Annotated in this window: 11 protein-coding genes; 8 read left to right on the top strand and 3 right to left on the bottom strand. The window is 67.0% G+C overall.

The annotated features are described in order from the left end of the window. Positions 1 to 103 precede the first annotated feature (103 nt). The 3 genes from gltB to DOM66_RS00815 all read left to right on the top strand — a co-directional run bounded on the left by gltB (position 104) and on the right by DOM66_RS00815 (position 6,647). Positions 104 to 4,555 (top strand): glutamate synthase large subunit, encoded by a 4,452-nt coding sequence (gene gltB / locus DOM66_RS00825; protein ID WP_110688983.1) that lies wholly within the window; start codon positions 104 to 106, stop codon positions 4,553 to 4,555. Between the two features lie 261 nt (positions 4,556 to 4,816). Further along, on the top strand, positions 4,817 to 6,247 hold the full coding sequence (locus tag DOM66_RS00820; RefSeq protein ID WP_110675112.1) for an FAD-dependent oxidoreductase: 1,431 nt from the start codon (positions 4,817 to 4,819) through the stop codon (positions 6,245 to 6,247). 157 nt (positions 6,248 to 6,404) lie between these two features. After that, positions 6,405 to 6,647 (top strand): hypothetical protein, encoded by a 243-nt coding sequence (locus DOM66_RS00815; RefSeq protein ID WP_110675111.1) that lies wholly within the window; start codon positions 6,405 to 6,407, stop codon positions 6,645 to 6,647. Positions 6,648 to 6,683: 36 nt separating this feature from the next. Here the strand turns inward: DOM66_RS00815 and DOM66_RS00810 are convergent, their stop codons facing one another. Continuing rightward, on the bottom strand, positions 6,684 to 7,871 hold the full coding sequence (locus DOM66_RS00810) for an NAD(P)/FAD-dependent oxidoreductase (RefSeq protein ID WP_110675110.1): 1,188 nt from the start codon (positions 7,869 to 7,871) through the stop codon (positions 6,684 to 6,686). 337 nt (positions 7,872 to 8,208) lie between these two features. Between DOM66_RS00810 and DOM66_RS00805 the strand changes: the two genes are divergently transcribed. The 4 genes from DOM66_RS00805 to eno all read left to right on the top strand — a co-directional run bounded on the left by DOM66_RS00805 (position 8,209) and on the right by eno (position 13,631). Next, positions 8,209 to 9,519: a solute carrier family 23 protein gene (locus tag DOM66_RS00805; RefSeq protein ID WP_110688982.1), complete on the top strand. Its 1,311-nt coding sequence runs from the start codon at positions 8,209 to 8,211 to the stop codon at positions 9,517 to 9,519. Between the two features lie 73 nt (positions 9,520 to 9,592). After that, positions 9,593 to 10,300 carry a gamma-glutamylcyclotransferase gene (locus DOM66_RS00800; RefSeq protein ID WP_157958811.1) on the top strand — a complete coding sequence of 236 codons (708 nt, stop codon included), beginning with the start codon at positions 9,593 to 9,595 and terminating at the stop codon, positions 10,298 to 10,300. A 127-nt stretch (positions 10,301 to 10,427) separates the two neighbouring features. Next, entirely contained in the window at positions 10,428 to 12,086 is a 1,659-nt protein-coding gene (locus tag DOM66_RS00795) for a CTP synthase (RefSeq protein ID WP_110688981.1), read from the top strand. Positions 12,087 to 12,338: 252 nt separating this feature from the next. Then, positions 12,339 to 13,631, top strand: a complete 1,293-nt coding sequence (eno, locus tag DOM66_RS00790) for a phosphopyruvate hydratase (protein ID WP_110688980.1) — start codon at positions 12,339 to 12,341, stop codon at positions 13,629 to 13,631. A 291-nt stretch (positions 13,632 to 13,922) separates the two neighbouring features. Here the strand turns inward: eno and fdxA are convergent, their stop codons facing one another. Both fdxA and mutS read right to left on the bottom strand, forming a co-directional pair. Continuing rightward, positions 13,923 to 14,246 carry a ferredoxin FdxA gene (fdxA, locus tag DOM66_RS00785; RefSeq protein ID WP_110688979.1) on the bottom strand — a complete coding sequence of 108 codons (324 nt, stop codon included), beginning with the start codon at positions 14,244 to 14,246 and terminating at the stop codon, positions 13,923 to 13,925. A gap of 279 nt (positions 14,247 to 14,525) precedes the next feature. Beyond that, positions 14,526 to 17,108, bottom strand: coding sequence for a DNA mismatch repair protein MutS (mutS, locus tag DOM66_RS00780; protein WP_110675104.1), 2,583 nt, complete (start codon positions 17,106 to 17,108; stop codon positions 14,526 to 14,528). Between the two features lie 287 nt (positions 17,109 to 17,395). Between mutS and DOM66_RS00775 the strand changes: the two genes are divergently transcribed. Continuing rightward, positions 17,396 to 17,581, top strand: coding sequence for a hypothetical protein (locus DOM66_RS00775; protein WP_110675103.1), 186 nt, complete (start codon positions 17,396 to 17,398; stop codon positions 17,579 to 17,581). Positions 17,582 to 17,631: the final 50 nt, after the last annotated feature.

Here is a 17,631-nt window from a genome sequence, read left to right as displayed (position 1 = left end):
CGCTGAAAGCCGACAGTTAGAGCGGTCGGAAATAACAACAAACCTTATATTATCTCCCTGTATTTTACCGAATGCAAGTTCCCTTGTTCTGTGAGGCACGCCCATGATGAGAGGTCTTCACCAGCCCGGCGAATTCCGCGACAACTGCGGCTTCGGACTGATTGCGCACATGGAGGGGCAGGCCAGTCACGATCTGCTCGAGACGGCGATCGAGTCGTTGACGTGCATGACCCACCGTGGCGGTATCGCCGCCGACGGCAAGACCGGCGACGGCTGCGGACTGTTGCTCAAGATGCCGGTCGGCTTCATGCGCGAAGTGGCGCAGGAGGCGCTGGGCGTGGCGCTGGGCGAGCGCTTCGCCGTCGGTTGCGTGTTCTTCGCCGATGACGATGCCCGCGAAGCCGAGGCACGCCAGGTGCTCGAGCGCGAACTCGAGGCCCGCGGCCTGGCGGTCAAGGGCTGGCGCGACGTGCCCACCGATCCCAGCGTGTGCGGTCCGATGGCACTCGACTGCCTGCCGCGCATCCGCCAGGTGTTCGTCGAGGGCGACCCTTCGCAGTCGGATGCTGCCTTCAACGTCGAGCTGTTCATGGCGCGGCGTCTGGCCGAGCAGGCGCTGCGCGGCGACGAGGAGTTCTACGTCTGCTCGCTGTCGTCCAAGGTGGTCTCCTACAAGGGCCTGATGATGCCCGCCGATCTGCCCACCTTCTTCCAGGATCTGGGCGATCCGCGGCTGGAGACGGCGATCTGCGTCTTCCACCAGCGCTTCTCCACCAATACCGCCCCGCGCTGGCCGCTGGCGCAGCCGTTCCGCTTCATGGCGCACAACGGCGAGATCAACACCATCGAGGCCAACCGCAGCTGGGCCAATGCGCGCAAGGCCAACTTCGTCAGCCCCCTGTTGCCGGATATCGAGGGCCTCGACGAGATCGTCAACACCACCGGTTCCGACTCTTCGAGCATGGACAACATGCTCGAGGTGCTGCTCACCGGCGGCATGGACCTCTACAACGCGGTGCGCATGATGGTGCCGCCGGCGTGGCAGAACGTGGAGACCATGGATGGCGATCTGCGCGCCTTCTACGAGTACAACTCCATGCACATGGAGGCGTGGGACGGTCCTGCCGGCATCGTCATGACCGAGGGCCGCCATGCGGTGTGCATGCTCGACCGCAACGGTCTGCGTCCGGCGCGCTGGGTGATCACCGACAACGGCTATATCACTCTTTCCTCCGAGATCGGGGTATGGAACTACGCGCCCGAATCGGTGGTGGCCAAGGGGCGCGTGGGCCCGGGGCAGATCCTGGCGGTCGATACCGAGACCGGCGAGGTGCTGCACACCGACGATATCGACCAGCGGCTCAAGTCGGCCTATCCCTACAAGCGCTGGCTCAAGGAGCACGCCCACTATCTCGAGTCGGCGCTGACCGAGCTGGCGCGCTTCCAGCCGATGTCCCTCGACGAGCTCAACGTCTACCAGAAGATGTTCTCGGTCACCAACGAGGAGCGCGACCAGTTGCTGCGTCCGCTGGCCGAAAGCGGCCAGGAGGCGGTGGGGTCGATGGGCGACGACACGCCGATGGCGGTGCTGTCGCGTCATAATCGCCTGCTCACCGACTTCTTCCGCCAGAAGTTCGCCCAGGTCACCAATCCGCCGATCGACCCGCTGCGCGAGGCGATCGTGATGTCGCTGGAGACCTGCTGCGGGGCCGAGCTCAATGTCTTCGAGGCGACCCCGGAGCACGCCAACCGGCTGATCCTGACCACGCCGATCCTGTCGCCGCGCAAGTTCACCGCGCTCGTCGAGCAGGATGACCCGGCGTTCGCGCCGGTGCGTCTGCCGCTGCACTACGATCCCGAGACCACCACGCTGCGTCAGGCGCTGCACGCGCTGTGCCAGCGTGCGGAGCAGGCCGCCCGTGACGGCAAGGTGCTGCTGGTGCTGTCGGACGCCGAGCTGGAACAGGGCAAGCTGCCGATTCAGTCGTTGCTCGCCACCGGTGCGGTGCACCACCATCTGGCCCGGCTGGCGCTGCGTCCGCGGGTCAATCTGGTGGTCGAGACCGGCTACGCCCGTGATGCCCATCAGATGGCGGTGTTCTTCGGTGTCGGCGCCACCGCGATCTACCCCTACCTGGCCTATCAGGTGATGGCGGACATGCACCGCACCGGTGAGCTGGTGGGCAACCCGGCGGATGCCCGCGAGAACTATCGCAAGGGTATGCAGAAGGGGCTCTACAAGATTCTGTCGAAGATGGGCATTTCGCAGATCTCCTCCTACCGCGGCTCGCAGCTGTTCGAGGCGGTGGGCCTGGGCAGCGAGGTGATGCAGACCTGCTTCGCCGGGATGATGTCGCGGATCGAGGGCACCGGCTTCAGCGAGCTGCAGATGCAGCAGGAGCTCTCCGCCCGCGACGCCTGGATTCCGCGCAAGGGGCTCAAGCAGGGTGGGTTGGTCAAGTTCGTGCATGGTCACGAGTACCACGCCTACAACCCGGATGTGGTGATGAAGCTGCAGCAGGCGGTGCAGCAGGGGGATTACACCCAGTGGAAGGCGTTTGCACGGCTGGTCAACGAGCGCCCGGTGGCTACGGTGCGCGATCTGCTCGCGCTCAAGCCGGCCCCTGAACCGCTGCCCCTCGACGAGGTGGAGCCGGTCGAGGCGCTGCTGCCGCGCTTCGACAGCGCCGGCATGTCGCTCGGGGCACTCTCGCCGGAGGCCCACGAGGCGCTGGCCCAGGCGATGAACGAGACCGGCGGGCGCTCCAACTCGGGTGAAGGTGGCGAGGATCCGGCGCGCTACGGCACCATCCGCTCCTCCAAGATCAAGCAGATCGCCTCCGGGCGCTTCGGCGTCACCCCGGCCTATCTGGTCAATGCCGAGGTGCTGCAGATCAAGGTCGCCCAGGGCGCCAAGCCCGGCGAGGGCGGTCAGCTGCCCGGTGGCAAGGTCAACGAGATGATCGCGCGGCTGCGCTACGCGGTGCCCGGCGTGACCCTGATCTCGCCGCCGCCGCACCACGACATCTATTCGATCGAGGATCTGGCGCAGCTGATCTTCGACCTCAAGCAGGTCAACCCGGCGGCCCAGGTCTCGGTCAAGCTGGTCTCCGAGCCGGGCATTGGCACCATTGCCACCGGGGTGGCCAAGGCCTACGCCGACCTGATCACCGTCTCCGGCTATGACGGCGGCACCGCGGCGAGCCCGATCACCTCGATCCGCCATGCCGGCAGCCCGTGGGAGCTGGGCCTGCCCGAGGTGCACCAGGCGCTGCGCATCAATGGCCTGCGCGACAAGATCCGGCTGCAGACCGACGGTGGGCTCAAGACGGGCCTCGACGTGGTCAAGGCGGCGATCCTCGGCGCCGAGAGCTTCGGCTTCGGCACCGCGCCAATGGTCGCGCTGGGCTGCAAGTACCTCAAGATCTGCCACCTGAACAACTGCGCCACCGGTGTCGCCACCCAGCACCAGGAGCTGCGTGACGAGCACTTCCGCGGCACCGTCGATATGGTCAAGCACTACTTCCGCTTCATCGCCGAAGAGGTGCGCGAGCTGATGGCGCTGCTCGGGGTACGCAAGCTCACCGACCTGATCGGACGCACCGATCTGCTCGAGCGCCTCGAGGGCGAGACACCGGCACAGCGCAAGCTCGACCTGACCCCGCTGCTGGCCAACGATTTCGTCCCCGCGGACGCGCCGCAGTTCTGCCAGGTCAGCCGCAACGTGCCGCACGACCCCGGCGCCAAGAACCAGGAGCTCTACGACGCCCTGATCGGCGCGATCGAGGCCAAGTCCGGCGGCGAGTTCACCTTCCAGATCACCAACTGCGACCGCTCGGTGGCGGCACGGGTCTCCGGCGAGATCGCCAAGCGCTACGGCGAGGCGGGGCTCGAGGATGCGCCGATCACGGTGCGCTTCACCGGGGTGGCGGGGCAGAGCTTCGGGGTGTGGAACGCCCGCGGTCTGTATCTCTACCTGGAGGGTGACGCCAACGACTACGTCGGCAAGGGCATGAACGGCGGCAAGGTGGTGATCACGCCGCCGCGGGCCAGCCGCTTCAAGAGCCACGAGACGGCGATCATCGGCAACACCTGCCTCTACGGCGCCACCGGCGGCAAGCTGTTCGCCGCGGGCATGGCCGGCGAGCGCTTCGGTGTGCGCAACTCCGGCACCCACGCGGTGATCGAGGGCGCGGGCGATCACTGCTGCGAGTACATGACCGGAGGCCTGGTCTGCGTGCTGGGCAAGACCGGCATCAACTTCGGTGCGGGCATGACCGGTGGCTTCGCCTATGTGCTCGACGAGGATCGCGGCTTCGTCGATCGCTACAACCATGAGCTGGTGGAGATCCACCGCATCAACACCGAGTCGATGGAGGCCTACCGCCGCCATCTGCGCGAGGTGATCACCGAGTACGTGGCGGAGACCGGTTCCCAACGGGGGCGCGAGATCCTCGAGGACTTCTCCGACTTCATCCGCCACTTCTGGCTGGTCAAGCCCAAGGCTGCGAGCCTCAACGGCCTGCTGGCCCAATCCAGGCGCCAGCCGGAATAAATAAGAAGCGGCGTCAGCCCGAGTGATGCAGCGCACGGCATCAATGCTTGGGTAGGCGAATCACGGCGTTGCATGGTGCCCGGAGCCCCGCCAGGACCCGATCGGCGGTGGCCCCGGGGCGCCGGGCGCCTCGGGGCACTGAACCGCCCCGGTTCGACCTGCTCGCCGATCGAGTCAGCCTCGATCGGCTACCCGGATTAAGTCGCGGCTCGAGCGCCGCGCAAAGCGCTGGCGGAGCCGGCGCGAGTGAGGAGAGAGATCATGGCAAACCGTTTGAGCAACGATTTTCAGTTCATCGACGTCGGCCGACGCGATCCGCAGAAGAAGGACGCCCGCAGCCGCGCCAAGGAGTTCGCGGAGATCTACGAGCCGTTCCGCCCCAGCGAAGCGGCCAGCCAGGCGCACCGCTGTCTGCACTGCGGCAATCCTTACTGCGAGTGGAAGTGTCCGGTCCACAACTACATTCCCAACTGGCTCAAGCTGGTCAGCGAGGGCAACATTCTGGAGGCGGCGGAGCTCTCCCACCGCACCAACTCGCTGCCCGAGGTGTGCGGTCGGGTGTGCCCCCAGGATCGGCTGTGCGAGGGCGACTGTACCCTCAACGACGGCTTCGGCGCGGTCACCATCGGCTCGGTGGAGAAGTACATCACCGATACCGCCTTCGCCATGGGCTGGCGCCCGGACCTGTCCAAGGTGAGCTGGACCGACAAGCGTGTCGCCATCGTCGGTGCCGGGCCGGCCGGTCTCGGCTGTGCCGACATCCTGGTGCGCAACGGGGTCAAGGCGGTGGTCTATGACCGCTACCCCGAGATCGGTGGCCTTTTGACCTTCGGTATCCCCGAGTTCAAGCTCGAGAAGCACGTGATGGAGCGCCGTCGCGCGGTGTTCGAAGAGATGGGCGTGGAGTTCCGGCTCGGCACCGAGATCGGTCGCGACGTCACCTTCGAGCAGCTGCACGACGAGTACGATGCGGTGTTCCTCGGCATGGGCACCTACAAGTACATGGTCGGCGGCTTCCCCGGCGAGGAGATGGAAGGGGTCTACAAGGCGCTCGACTTCCTGATCGCCAACGCCAACCACTACCTCGGCTTCGAGAAGGACCCCGCGGACCACGTCTCCATGGCCGGCAAGCGGGTGGTCGTGCTGGGTGGCGGCGATACCGCCATGGACTGCAACCGCACCTCGATCCGCCAGGGCGCGGCCAGCGTCACCTGTGCCTATCGCCGCGACGAGGAGAACATGCCCGGCTCCAAGCGCGAGGTGGCCAACGCCCGCGAGGAGGGGGTCGACTTCCTGTTCAACCGCCAGCCGGTGGCGGTGGTCGGCGAGGGCAAGGTCGAGGGCGTCAAGCTGGTGCGCACGCGCATGGGCGAACCCGACGCCAACGGCCGCCGCAGCGCCGAGGTGGTGCCGGGCTCCGAGGAGATCCTGGCCTGCGACGCGGTGATCATCGCCTTCGGCTTCCAGCCCAGCGAGATCGAGTGGTTCGAGACTCACCAGATCGAGGTCGACGATCGCGGCCGGGTGCTGGCGCCGGAAATTCCGGCGCAGATGGAGCGCTTCGCCTACCAGACCAGCAACGAAAAGGTGTTCGCCGGCGGTGACATGGTGCGCGGCTCCGACCTGGTGGTCACGGCGATCTACGAAGGGCGTCAGGCCGCCGAGGGGATCCTCGACTATCTCAAGGTATGATAGCGAGAGCTCAAGGTGTGACAACGAGCGCTCAGGGTATCATCGCGAGAGCGCGCGACTCGGCGACGCGGCAGATGGCCACTCGGGGTGGTGTCGGCGGCGCCGAATCGCTAGAGTGGCGCGCTTTCCCTGCATCGCAAACGCCAAAGGTGACCGCATGATCCGACTCGAACGCAATATTCTCGACCAGGCCAATACGCTGATGCGCACGCTGGAAGATCACGTGCTCGACAGCGATGTCGCCGACGCCGATCAGGCGAGCGCGGTGTGCCGCCAGCTGGAAGCGCTGCTGGCACTGGGCAAGACCCGTGACAGTGGCATGTCCGACGAGTGTGCCGGCATGCTCGAAGAGATCGAGCGTCGCTCCCGGGTGATGGCCGCCCGCCTGCCGACGGCCTGAGCCGTCGGCAACCGGCGGACGCATCTCGCGTGCCGCTCACGCCAGCGGAATGCGTCCGGTGAGCGTGGCGGCATCCTGCGGCCCGGGCTCGGCGAGCACCTCACGCGCGGCGTCGAGCGGCGCCTCGTCGAAGCCGAGCAGCAGTACCCCCACCACCCGGCCCGCCTCCAGGTAGTAGTAGATTCCCTTGTCGTCGGCGCTGTCGGCGACGATCTCCAGCGTGGCGTCGAGCCGCCCCAGCGCCTTCCAGGCGATATCGAAGACGTTGGAGTAGAAGTAGGGCGTGTGGGTGTAGGCTTCGTCGCTGCCGGCCATGATGCGCCCGACCGCGGCGCCCTGGCAGTTGGCGTTATCGACGTGTTCGGCGTGCCAGCGCCCGAGGATGCGGTCGGGGTAGGTGGCGACGTCGCCGGCGGCGTAGATCGCGGCGTCGGCGGTGCGCAGCCGCTCGTCGACCAGGATGCCCCCGTCGACCTCGAGCCCGGCCGCCTGTGCCAGCTCGGTGCACGGCTCGACCCCGAGTCCCAACATCACGCCGTCGGCGGCGAGTTCGCTGCCGTCGTCGAGTTCGAGCGTGACCGTGCCGTCGACCTCGCGCCCCGTCTTCACCGTGCGCCCGCTGAGCAGTGCCACGCCGCGGTCGAGGTAAGTCTGGTGCAGGCGGTCGGCGACCTCGGCCGGCAGCATGCCGCCGCCCAGGACCGGTTCCGGGCAGATCAGGGTGACGCGGCAGTCGTTCTGGATCAGCGCCGCGGCCAGCTCGCTGCCGATATAGCTGCCGCCGACCACTGCGATATGGCGGCCTGCGCCCGCCAGCCGGCGCAGATGGTCGTAGTCATCGACGCTGCGGAAGTAGCGCACCCGCTCGCTCTCGGCCAGATCCAGGCGGATCGGCTCGCAGCCGGTGGCGAGCAGCAGCTGGCCATAGCCGAAGGTCTCGCCGGTGCGAGTGGTGACCTTTCGCGCCTGGCGGTCGATGGCGCTGACCCGAGTGTCGACGTGGAGCGTGGTGCCGGGGTCCTGCTCCGGCTGCATCCAGATCTTGTCGTAGCCGAAATCGGGATCGGTCCAGAGCTTCTTGGAGAGCGCCGGGCGGGTCACTGGCCCGCGGGACTCGGCGCCCAGAATGCCGATGCTGCCCTCGCTGTCGCGCTCGCGGATGCCGTCGACGGCGTTGGCGGCGACCATGCCGGCGCCGACGATGAGATAGTCGTAGCGTTGCATATCCACTCCCTGGTTGGCTGGTGGCGGGCGCCCCATCCCTCCCCGATGGCGACGCCGGGAACTCGCGTTCGGGCCGCGTGACGGCACCGATAGCCTCAGCGTAGTTCACCCCTGCGCCGACGTGGCGCGAAACCACGGGGAGAGGCAGCGGCCTGCGACTGCGGTAGAATGCGCGGCGGTCCGCGGCGCCAGGCGTCGCGCGCCTGTCCTTCCAGGATTTGCACGAAAACCCGGCGAGCGTAGGCAGTTTTCGTGCAAAGCCTGAGTCCGAACGATTGCCCCCGACGGGGGCAGAGCGCCGGCGCTGGCCGGCCTGACGCCCTGGAGAACGCACCCGATGTCATCCTGGTTTCCGCACTGGCGCCGCGTCGACGCCAAGCGTGTCGCCCTGGTCGCCCCCGACGAGACGCTCCCCGCCCCGCAGACCCTATTGATGGGGATCCAGCACGCCGTGGCGATGTTCGGCTCCACCGTGCTGGCGCCGCTGCTGATGGGTTTCGACCCCAATCTGGCGATCCTGATGTCGGGGATCGGTACGCTGCTGTTCTTTGTCGTCGTCGGCGGTCGGGTGCCCAGCTATCTGGGCTCCAGCTTCGCCTTCATTGGTGTGGTGATCGCGGCCACCGGCTATGCCGGTAGCGGCGCCAACCCCAATATCGGCGTGGCACTGGGCGGCATCATCGCCTGCGGGGTGCTCTACGCCCTGGTCGGACTGGTGGTGATGGCGCTGGGCACGCGCTGGATCGACGTGCTGATCCCGCCGGTGGTGACCGGCGCCATCGTCATGACCATCGGCCTCAACCTGGCCCCGGTGGCGGTGGCCAATGTCGCCGGCTCCACCTTCGATTCGCTCATGGCGCTGGTGACCGTGCTCTGCATCGGACTGGCGGCGGTACTCACCCGGGGCATGCTGCAGCGGCTGCTGATCCTGATCGGGCTGATTGCCGCCTATGCGATCTACGCGCTGGTCACCAACGGCTTCGGCTGGGGCACGCCGATCGACTTCTCGGTGATCAGCGCCGCCCCCTGGCTGGGGATGCCGACCTTCAGTGCGCCGCATGTCGATCCCCATGCCATGGTCCTGATCGCCCCGGTGGCGGTGATCCTGGTGGCCGAGAACCTGGGGCACATCAAGGCGGTGGGCGCGATGACCGGGCGCGATCTCGACCCCTACATCGGGCGCGCCTTCTTCGCCGACGGCGTGGCCACCGTGGTCTCGGGCAGTGCCGGCGGCACCGGCGTCACCACCTATGCCGAGAACATCGGCGTGATGGCGGTGACCAAGGTCTACTCGACGCTGATCTTCGTCGCCGCCGCCGGTTTCGCCATCCTGCTGGGCTTCTCGCCGCGTTTCGGCGCGCTGATCCAGACTATTCCCGGCCCGGTGCTGGCGGGGGCTTCGATCGTGGTGTTCGGGCTGATCGCGGTGGCCGGCGCGCGCATCTGGGTGCAGAACGCGGTCGATCTGGGCGATACCACCAACCTGATCGTGGTGGCGGTGACGCTGGTGCTGGGCGCGGGCAACTTCTCGCTGGCCCTCGGGGGCTTTACCCTGGATGGCATCGGTACCGCCACCTTCGGTGCCATTGGCCTGCATGCGCTGCTGCGTTATGGCGTGGGCAGACGCCAGCCCGACGCCCAGTCCTAGAATAGGTACGCCAAGCCGGCCCGCCGAGGTCGCCGTATCGGCGGCCGCTCGATCAATGCCATGGGTAACCCGCATGAGAGACTCCCAAGCCAGTGACCCGCAGTCGGGCGAGCAGTCGCTCGCGATGACCCGCGAGGTGCTCGAACAGGACCGCCTGCGCAGTTACTTCGAGCGCACCTATCCCGACGTGCCGCTGACCTCGCCGGCGGCGCTGACCGCCTCCATCCGCGAGATGCTGGCGAGCGTGCCCGAGCCCGCCCGCGGGCTCGATGGCGTCTATCTGTTCGCCTACGGCTCGCTGATCTGGAACCCCTGCGTCGAGGTCGCCGAGCGCCACACCTGCCGGCTCTACGGCTATCATCGCGACTTCTGCCTCAAGCTCGAGCACGGCCGTGGTACGCCCGAGTCCCCGGGGCTGATGCTGGCGCTGGCGCCGGGGGGCTCGTGCCGTGGGGTGGCGCTGCGGGTGCCGGCGGCCAACCTGGAGCGTGAGCTGACCCTGGTGTGGCGCCGCGAAATGCTCACCGGCGCCTATCAGCCGCGCTGGGTGCGGCTGGCCAGCGATATCGGCACCCTGTGGGGCATCGCCTTCGTGATCAATCCGGCCCATGACCGTTACATCGGGCGTCAGTCCGACGAGACGGTGATCCAGCTGCTGCGCACCGGCCGCGGCGTGCTCGGCTCGTGCCGCGAGTATCTCGACAACACGGTCAGTGATCTCCACGCCCTGGGTATCCGCGACCATCGCCTGGAGCGGCTGCAGCGGGCGGTGCACGGCTGAGCGGCGCTTTCGCGCTGCGCAAATTGAGCCGGCGGCCGCTCTCTGGTAGTCTGGCGTCCCATCCTGGCCCGACTTTCTCCCCCGGGTCTTTCTCACGGCTTTACGACCACGATTCGACAGGTTTTCCATGACACGATATATCTTCGTGACCGGCGGCGTTGTGTCCTCTTTGGGCAAGGGCATTGCGGCGGCCTCGCTGGCGGCCATTCTTGAGGCCCGCGGCCTCAAGGTGACCATTCTCAAACTGGATCCGTACATCAACGTTGATCCGGGCACCATGAGTCCGTTCCAGCATGGCGAGGTGTTCGTCACCGAGGATGGCGCGGAAACCGACCTCGACCTGGGCCACTACGAGCGCTTCATCCGCACCAAGATGACCCAGAGCAACAACTTCACCACCGGCCGCGTCTACGAGCACGTGCTGCGCAAGGAGCGCCGGGGCGATTATCTCGGCGGTACGGTGCAGGTGATCCCGCACATCACCGACGAGATCAAGCACCGCGTGATCAAAGGGGGAGAGGGGTACGACGTGGCGCTGGTGGAGATCGGCGGCACCGTCGGTGACATCGAGTCGCTGCCGTTCCTGGAGTCGATCCGCCAGCTGCGCAGCGAAGTCGGGGCCAGCCGTGCGCTGTTCATGCACCTGACCCTGGTGCCCTACATCAAGACCGCCGGCGAGACCAAGACCAAGCCGACCCAGCACAGCGTCAAGGAGCTGCGCTCGATCGGTATCCAGCCGGACATCCTGATCTGCCGCAGCGAAGTCGAGCTGGAGGAGAGCGAGCGGCGCAAGATCGCGCTGTTCACCAACGTCGAGGAGCGCGCGGTCATCCCGCTGCAGGACGCCGACACCATCTATCGGATTCCGCTGATGCTGCACGAGCACGGCCTCGACGACATCGTCTGCGACAAGCTGCGCCTGGATGCGCCGGCCGCCGATCTGGGCGAGTGGGTCCATGTGCTCGACGCCAAGCTCAATCCGCTCAAGTCGATCAATATCGCCATGGTCGGCAAGTACATGGAGCTGCTCGACGCCTACAAGTCGCTCAACGAAGCGCTGACCCATGCCGGTATCCAGACCCGGGTGAAGGTCAACGTCGAGTACATCGACTCCGAGCTGATCGAGCGCCACGGCACCGAGCGCCTGGCCGGCAAGGATGCCATTCTGGTGCCCGGCGGCTTCGGCGAGCGTGGTGTCGAGGGCAAGATCGCCACCGCCCGCTTCGCCCGCGAGAACGGCATTCCGTATCTGGGTATCTGTCTCGGCATGCAGGTGGCGGTGATCGAGTTCGCCCGCCATGTGGCCGGCTGGGCCGATGCCAACTCCACCGAGTTCACCCGCGACACCCAGCACCCGGTGGTCGGCCTGATCACCGAGTGGATCAACGCCGAGGGTCAGATCGAGCTGCGTGACGAAGCCTCCGACCTGGGCGGCACCATGCGTCTGGGCGGTCAGGAGTGCCAGCTCACCTCCGGCTCCCGGGCGCACACGATCTACGGCCTGGATACCATCACCGAGCGCCATCGCCACCGCTTCGAGGTCAACAACCAGTTCATCGGCGAGCTGGAGAAGGCCGGTCTGGTGATCTCCGGCAAGAGCGGCGATCAGTCGCTGGTGGAGATGATCGAGCTGCCCGATCACCCCTGGTACGTGGCGTGCCAGTTCCACCCGGAGTTCACCTCCACGCCGCGCGACGGCCACCCGCTGTTCACCGGCTTCGTCAATGCAGCGCTGGAGCACAAGGCGAACCGCCAGCGGCAGCAGGGCGCGAGCCACCAGGAGTGACCACGGCGGGGGATGAAGCGATTCATCCCCCGCTCTCTTTGTGGGGGTTCATACTCTCTTCGGGCCCGTACTGCCTTTTCGGGATTCGTGCGCGCTTCTCGGTGCGTACAGATGGCCGCGAAACGCCGCTCGGCGTCTCGTCGCACCGCCGAAAGCTGGTAACATGAATCCGCTTTTCCGCATCCGGCGCGCGGCCGTGCCGGACGCTTCACGCTCACTGCTTGAGTTTTTCAACCGACAGGACGACGTAACATGGCTGAGATCGTTGATATCCGCGCCCTCGAAGTGCTCGATTCCCGAGGTAACCCGACCGTTCAGGCTCAGGTCGTTCTGAGCGGTGGCATCAGCGCCAGCGCCTGTGCGCCGAGCGGCGCCTCCACCGGCTCGCGTGAAGCCCTCGAGCTGCGCGACGGCGACAAGAGCCGCTACCTGGGCAAGGGCGTGCTCAAGGCGGTGGAGGCCGTCAACGGTCAGATCCGCGAGCGCCTGGTGGGGATGGATGCCAGTGACCAGCGTGCGCTGGACCAGGCCATGCTCGATCTCGACGGCAGCGACAACAAGGCCAACCTGGGCGCCAACGCCATCCTCGCGGTGTCGCTGGCGGCGGCCAAGGCCGCGGCGATCGCCAAGGGCGTGCCGCTCTACGCCCATATCGCCGAGCTCTACGGTCAGCCGGGTCACTACCTGATGCCGGTGCCGATGATGAACATCCTCAACGGCGGCGAGCATGCCGACAACAACGTCGACATCCAGGAGTTCATGGTCCAGCCGGTGGGCGCGCCCAACTTCCGCGAGGCGCTGCGCATGGGGGCCGAGATCTTCCACGCGCTGAAGAAAGTGCTGTCGGCTAAGGGGCTCTCCACCTCGGTGGGTGACGAGGGCGGCTTCGCTCCCAATCTGGCCTCCAACGCCGAGGCGCTGGCGGTGATCAAGCAGGCGGTCTCCGACGCCGGTTACACACTGGGCAAGGACGTCACCCTGGCCCTCGACTGTGCTTCCAGCGAGTTCTACAAGGACGGCACCTACGACCTCTCCGGCGAAGGCAAGTCCTATGACGCCGCCGGCTTCGCCGACTACCTGGCCGAACTCTGCGACGCCTACCCGATCGTCTCGGTCGAGGATGGCATGGACGAGTCCGACTGGGATGGCTGGAAGGCCCTCACCGAGAAGCTCGGCGACCGCGTGCAGCTGGTCGGCGACGATCTCTTCGTCACCAATACCCGCATCCTCAAGCGCGGTATCGACGAGCAGATCGGCAACTCGATCCTGATCAAGTTCAACCAGATCGGCTCGCTCTCCGAAACGCTGGACGCGATCAAGATGGCCCAGGACGCCGGCTTCACCGCGGTGATCTCGCACCGCTCCGGCGAGACCGAAGACACCACCATCGCCGACCTCGCCGTGGGCACCGCCGCCGGCCAGATCAAGACCGGCTCGCTGTGCCGCTCCGATCGCGTGGCCAAGTACAACCGCCTGCTGGTGATCGAGCAGGAGCTCGAAGGCAAGGTAGCCTACCCGGGGCTGAAGGCGATCAAGGGCCAGTAACGCAAGGGCCAGTAACGCAAGGGCCAGTCACGGATCGTCGAGTCGGGCACTGTTGAGAGGGTGCCCGGCTTGCGACAGCACCGGCGATCGGGCTGTGTTCGCCCAATGCAAGAAGGCCGCTCATCGAGCGGCCTTCTTGCGTTCTTCGGCAGCGGGCGTCCGATTGCGTCCGATTTGCGTAATGAGCGCAGGCCAGACAAGGCGAAATCAATCGTAAAAGCGGAGTTTACGAGGTGTAAATGAGCACTTTGAGATTGATTTCAACACAGTATGGCCAAGCGTAATAGCAAATCAGCGTTCGAGCAGCTCGATCTTGTTTGGCTTGCCATCCCACTCCTTGGCATCTTCCGGCGGCGCCTTCTGCTCGGTGATATTGGGCCACACTTCGGAAAGCTCCGCATTGAGTTCGATGAACTTCTCCTGACCCGCCGGCAGCTCGTCTTCCGAGAAGATCGCCTCGGCGGGGCACTCCGGCTCGCACAGGGCGCAGTCGATGCACTCGTCGGGGTGGATGACGAGGAAGTTCGGGCCCTCATAGAAGCAGTCCACCGGGCAGACTTCGACGCAGTCGGTGTATTTGCACTTGATGCAGTTCTCGGTGACGACGAACGTCATGGGTGATCTCTCCTATTGCCGGGGCGGATACGCGGCTGGCCCCGCTTTTTCTCGGTCACGGTCCCTGGGTCGCGGCCTCTACCGGCCACTTTTATTACACTTGCTACCCGCTCACGACTCCCCGTTCTGTTCGTAGCGGGGTATCTGCCATGCGCACGCGGATGCCACGTTCGAATGGCGCCATATTCTAGGCGTCGCCTGCCGGAAGCGGCAAGTTGAGGCTGGGAACGTCTGGGAATGGTGTTATACCGCGGCGGGCCTGCCCGGCCCGCCGCGGGGTTACTGTCGGGCCTTCCACTCGTAGAGCAGTTCCAGCGCCGCACGCGGGGTGAGCGCATCGACGTCGAGGGACTCCAGCGCCTCGACCAGCGGATGCGGCGGTGCCGCGAACAGGTCCGCCTGCTGCGGGGCGGCGGCGTGGGCGGCCACGCCGCGCTCGGCGGGGGCGACCGGGGGCTGCTCGAGGCTGGCCAGCTTCTCCCGCGCGCGGGCGATCACCGGCTGTGGCACGCCGGCCAGCTGGGCCACCTGGAGACCGTAGCTCTGGCTCGCCGGCCCCTCCTCGACCCGGTGCATGAAGACGATGCCCTCCTTGTGCTCGGCGGCGGTGAGGTGGACATTGGCCACCGTCTCCTGCTGCTCGGCCAGGGCGGTCATCTCGAAGTAGTGGGTGGCGAACAGGGTGAAGGCGCGCGCCCGGGCCAGATGCTCGGCGCTGGCCCAGGCCAGCGAGAGGCCATCGAAGGTGCTGGTGCCGCGGCCGATCTCGTCCATCAGTACCAGGCTCTCGGCGGTGGCGTTGTGCAGGATGCTGGCGGTCTCGGTCATCTCGACCATGAAGGTCGAGCGGCCGCCGGCGAGGTCGTCGCTGGAGCCGATACGGGTGAAGATGCGATCCACCGGACCGATCTCGGCGCGCTCGGCGGGCACGAAGCTGCCGGTATGTGCGAGCAGGGCGATCAGCGCGGCCTGGCGCATGTAGGTCGACTTGCCGCCCATGTTGGGGCCGGTGATCACCAGCATGCGGCGGGCGTCGTCGAGCGCCAAGTCGTTGGGCACGAAGGGGTGCTGGCTGACGTGCTCGACCACCGGGTGGCGGCCGCCGATGATCTCGAAGCCGGGCGTCTCGCCGAGCTGCGGGCGGACGAAGTCGAGACTCCGTGCGCGCTCGGCGAAGGTGCAGAGCACATCCAGCGCGGCCAGCGCCCGGGCGGTGGCCTGTAGAGCGTCGAGCTCGGCGTTGAGGGTCTCGATCAGCCCCTCGTAGAGCAGCTTTTCGCGCGCCAGGGCCCGCGACTTGGCCGACAGCGCCTTGTCCTCGAACTCCTTGAGTTCGGGAATGATGAAGCGCTCGGCGTTCTTCAGTGTCTGCCGCCGGATATAGTCCACCGGCACCTCGCGGGCCTGGGCCCGGGGGATCTCGATATAGTAGCCGTGGACCCGGTTGTAGCCGACCTTGAGCCCGGCCAGGCCGGTGCGCTCGCGCTCGCGCAGTTCGAGCTTCACCAGGTAGTCGCCGGCGTGTTCGGCCAGGCCGCGGTACTCGTCGAGCTCGGCGTCGAAGCCTTCGCGGATCACGCCGCCGTCGCGTATCACCACCGGCGGGTTGTCGATCAGCGCCTGGCTGAGGGTCGCCGCTGTCTCCGGGTAGGGGCGAATGTGCCGGGCCAGGTCGTCGAGAGCGCTGTCGCCCTCGATCGCGCCCAGCGCGCTCTGCAGCTGGGGCAGTGCATTGAGTGCGTCGCGCAGGCGGGCCAGGTCCCGCGGGCGGGCGCTGCGCAGGGCGACCCGGGCGAGGATGCGCTCGACGTCGCCGACCTCGCTCAGGATCTCGCGCAGCGCCAGATGGTCGTCCTGTTCCAGCAGCAGCTGCACCGCCGCCTGGCGCGCGCTCACCTGGGCGCGATCGCGCAGCGGCCGGTTGAGCCAGCGCTTGAGCAGGCGCGACCCCATGGGCGTGGTAGTGGTGTCGAGCACGCTGGCCAGGGTGTTGTCGCCGCTGCCGCCGAGATTGATGTCGATCTCCAGGTTGCGGCGGCTGGCGGCGTCGATCACCACCGCGTCGTCGCGGCTCTCGATGTTCAGCGCATTGACGTGGGGCAGGCGTGAACGCTGGGTGTCGCGGGCGTAGTCGATCAGCACCCCGGCGGCGACCAGCGCGACCTCCAGATGGGTGCAGCCGAAGCCGCGCAGATCGGCCACCTGGAACTGGTCGCACAGCAGGCGGTTGGCGGTCTCCAGATCGAAGTGCCAGTCGTTCTGACGGCGCAGACCGGTGCGCTCGGTCAGCGCCGGCGGCAGGTCCTGGGTTTCGGCAGCGAGCAGCTCGGCTGGCTGCAGGCGATGGATCTCGGCCTGCATGTCGGCCTCGCCGTCGACCTCGAGCACGGCGAAGCGGCCGCTGGAGAGTTCCAGCCAGGCGATACCCCAGCGCTCGCCATGGCGGTGCAGGGCCACCAGCAGATTGTCGCGGCGCTCGTCCAGCAGCGCCTCGTCGTGCAGCGTGCCGGGGGTGACGATACGCACCACCCGGCGCTCGACCGGGCCCTTGCTGGTGGCGGGGTCGCCGATCTGCTCGCAGATCGCCACCGACTCGCCCGAGCGCACCAGCCGTGCCAGGTAGGATTCGGCGCTGTGATAGGGTACGCCGGCCATGGGAATCGGGGAGCCGGCGGACTGGCCGCGCGCGGTCAGGGTGATGTCGAGCAGCTTGGCGGCACGCTTGGCATCGTCGTAGAACAGTTCGTAGAAATCGCCCATGCGGTAGAAGAGCAGCACCTCGGGGTGCTCGCGCTTGATCTTGAGGTACTGCGCCATCATCGGCGTGTGCTGCTGGGCTTTGCTGGCGGCCGTATCCTGCATGGCTTTAGGAGGCTCTCTCGGTATCGTGGGGCATCAATGGGGCACGAGCCTCGCCGGGGGCGCCGCGGCCTCGGGCCGGTCCGCGGCGAGGCGCGAGGCAGGGCCCGGGCCGGCGGCGCCGGCGAAGCATGGAGAAAGGCTGAAGGTTATCACGGGGGTCAGCGTCGCTGCATCGCCGATCGCCGGGCGGGGGTGACGCCGGTTCATGCCCGAGGTGTAGTGTTTTCAGTCTCGCTGGCGGCGAGCGAATCGTTACAGTGGGTGAAATCAGCATCGAGGACCCCCTCATGGCCCGTCTGGTGCTCAATCACCTCAGTGACTCCACGTTCAGGCTGCTCTCGATCGAGGCCAACCGGCGCAACGTCAACGTCAGCGAACTGGCGGTCATCCTGCTCGAGATCGCGGTCGCCGATCTGTGTGCCGGGGGGCACGCGCAGCCGCTGCCGCCCACCTACCCGCGCGACGCCGAATAGCCGCCCGCGTGGGTGCGTTCGTTGATTGAGCGCGTTGCGTCGGCGCGCAA

The sequence above is a fragment of the Salinicola endophyticus genome, assembly GCF_003206575.1.
Classification (GTDB): domain Bacteria; phylum Pseudomonadota; class Gammaproteobacteria; order Pseudomonadales; family Halomonadaceae; genus Salinicola; species Salinicola endophyticus.
Note: the sequence above shows the minus strand (reverse complement) of the source record. Positions and strands in the feature narration are given on the sequence as shown.

What these genes read in the sequence shown, in the direction of transcription:
- DOM66_RS00810 (WP_110675110.1), bottom strand. Translation starts at nt 7,871, where the DNA reads ATGCAACGCTACGACTATCTCATCGTCGGCGCCGGCATGGTCGCCGCC.
- DOM66_RS00795 (WP_110688981.1), top strand. Translation starts at nt 10,428, where the DNA reads ATGACACGATATATCTTCGTGACCGGCGGCGTTGTGTCCTCTTTGGGC.
- DOM66_RS00815 (WP_110675111.1), top strand. Translation starts at nt 6,405, where the DNA reads ATGATCCGACTCGAACGCAATATTCTCGACCAGGCCAATACGCTGATG.
- gltB (WP_110688983.1), top strand. Translation starts at nt 104, where the DNA reads ATGATGAGAGGTCTTCACCAGCCCGGCGAATTCCGCGACAACTGCGGC.
- fdxA (WP_110688979.1), bottom strand. Translation starts at nt 14,246, where the DNA reads ATGACGTTCGTCGTCACCGAGAACTGCATCAAGTGCAAATACACCGAC.
- DOM66_RS00820 (WP_110675112.1), top strand. Translation starts at nt 4,817, where the DNA reads ATGGCAAACCGTTTGAGCAACGATTTTCAGTTCATCGACGTCGGCCGA.
- DOM66_RS00775 (WP_110675103.1), top strand. Translation starts at nt 17,396, where the DNA reads ATGGCCCGTCTGGTGCTCAATCACCTCAGTGACTCCACGTTCAGGCTG.
- DOM66_RS00800 (WP_157958811.1), top strand. Translation starts at nt 9,593, where the DNA reads ATGAGAGACTCCCAAGCCAGTGACCCGCAGTCGGGCGAGCAGTCGCTC.
- eno (WP_110688980.1), top strand. Translation starts at nt 12,339, where the DNA reads ATGGCTGAGATCGTTGATATCCGCGCCCTCGAAGTGCTCGATTCCCGA.
- mutS (WP_110675104.1), bottom strand. Translation starts at nt 17,108, where the DNA reads ATGCAGGATACGGCCGCCAGCAAAGCCCAGCAGCACACGCCGATGATG.
- DOM66_RS00805 (WP_110688982.1), top strand. Translation starts at nt 8,209, where the DNA reads ATGTCATCCTGGTTTCCGCACTGGCGCCGCGTCGACGCCAAGCGTGTC.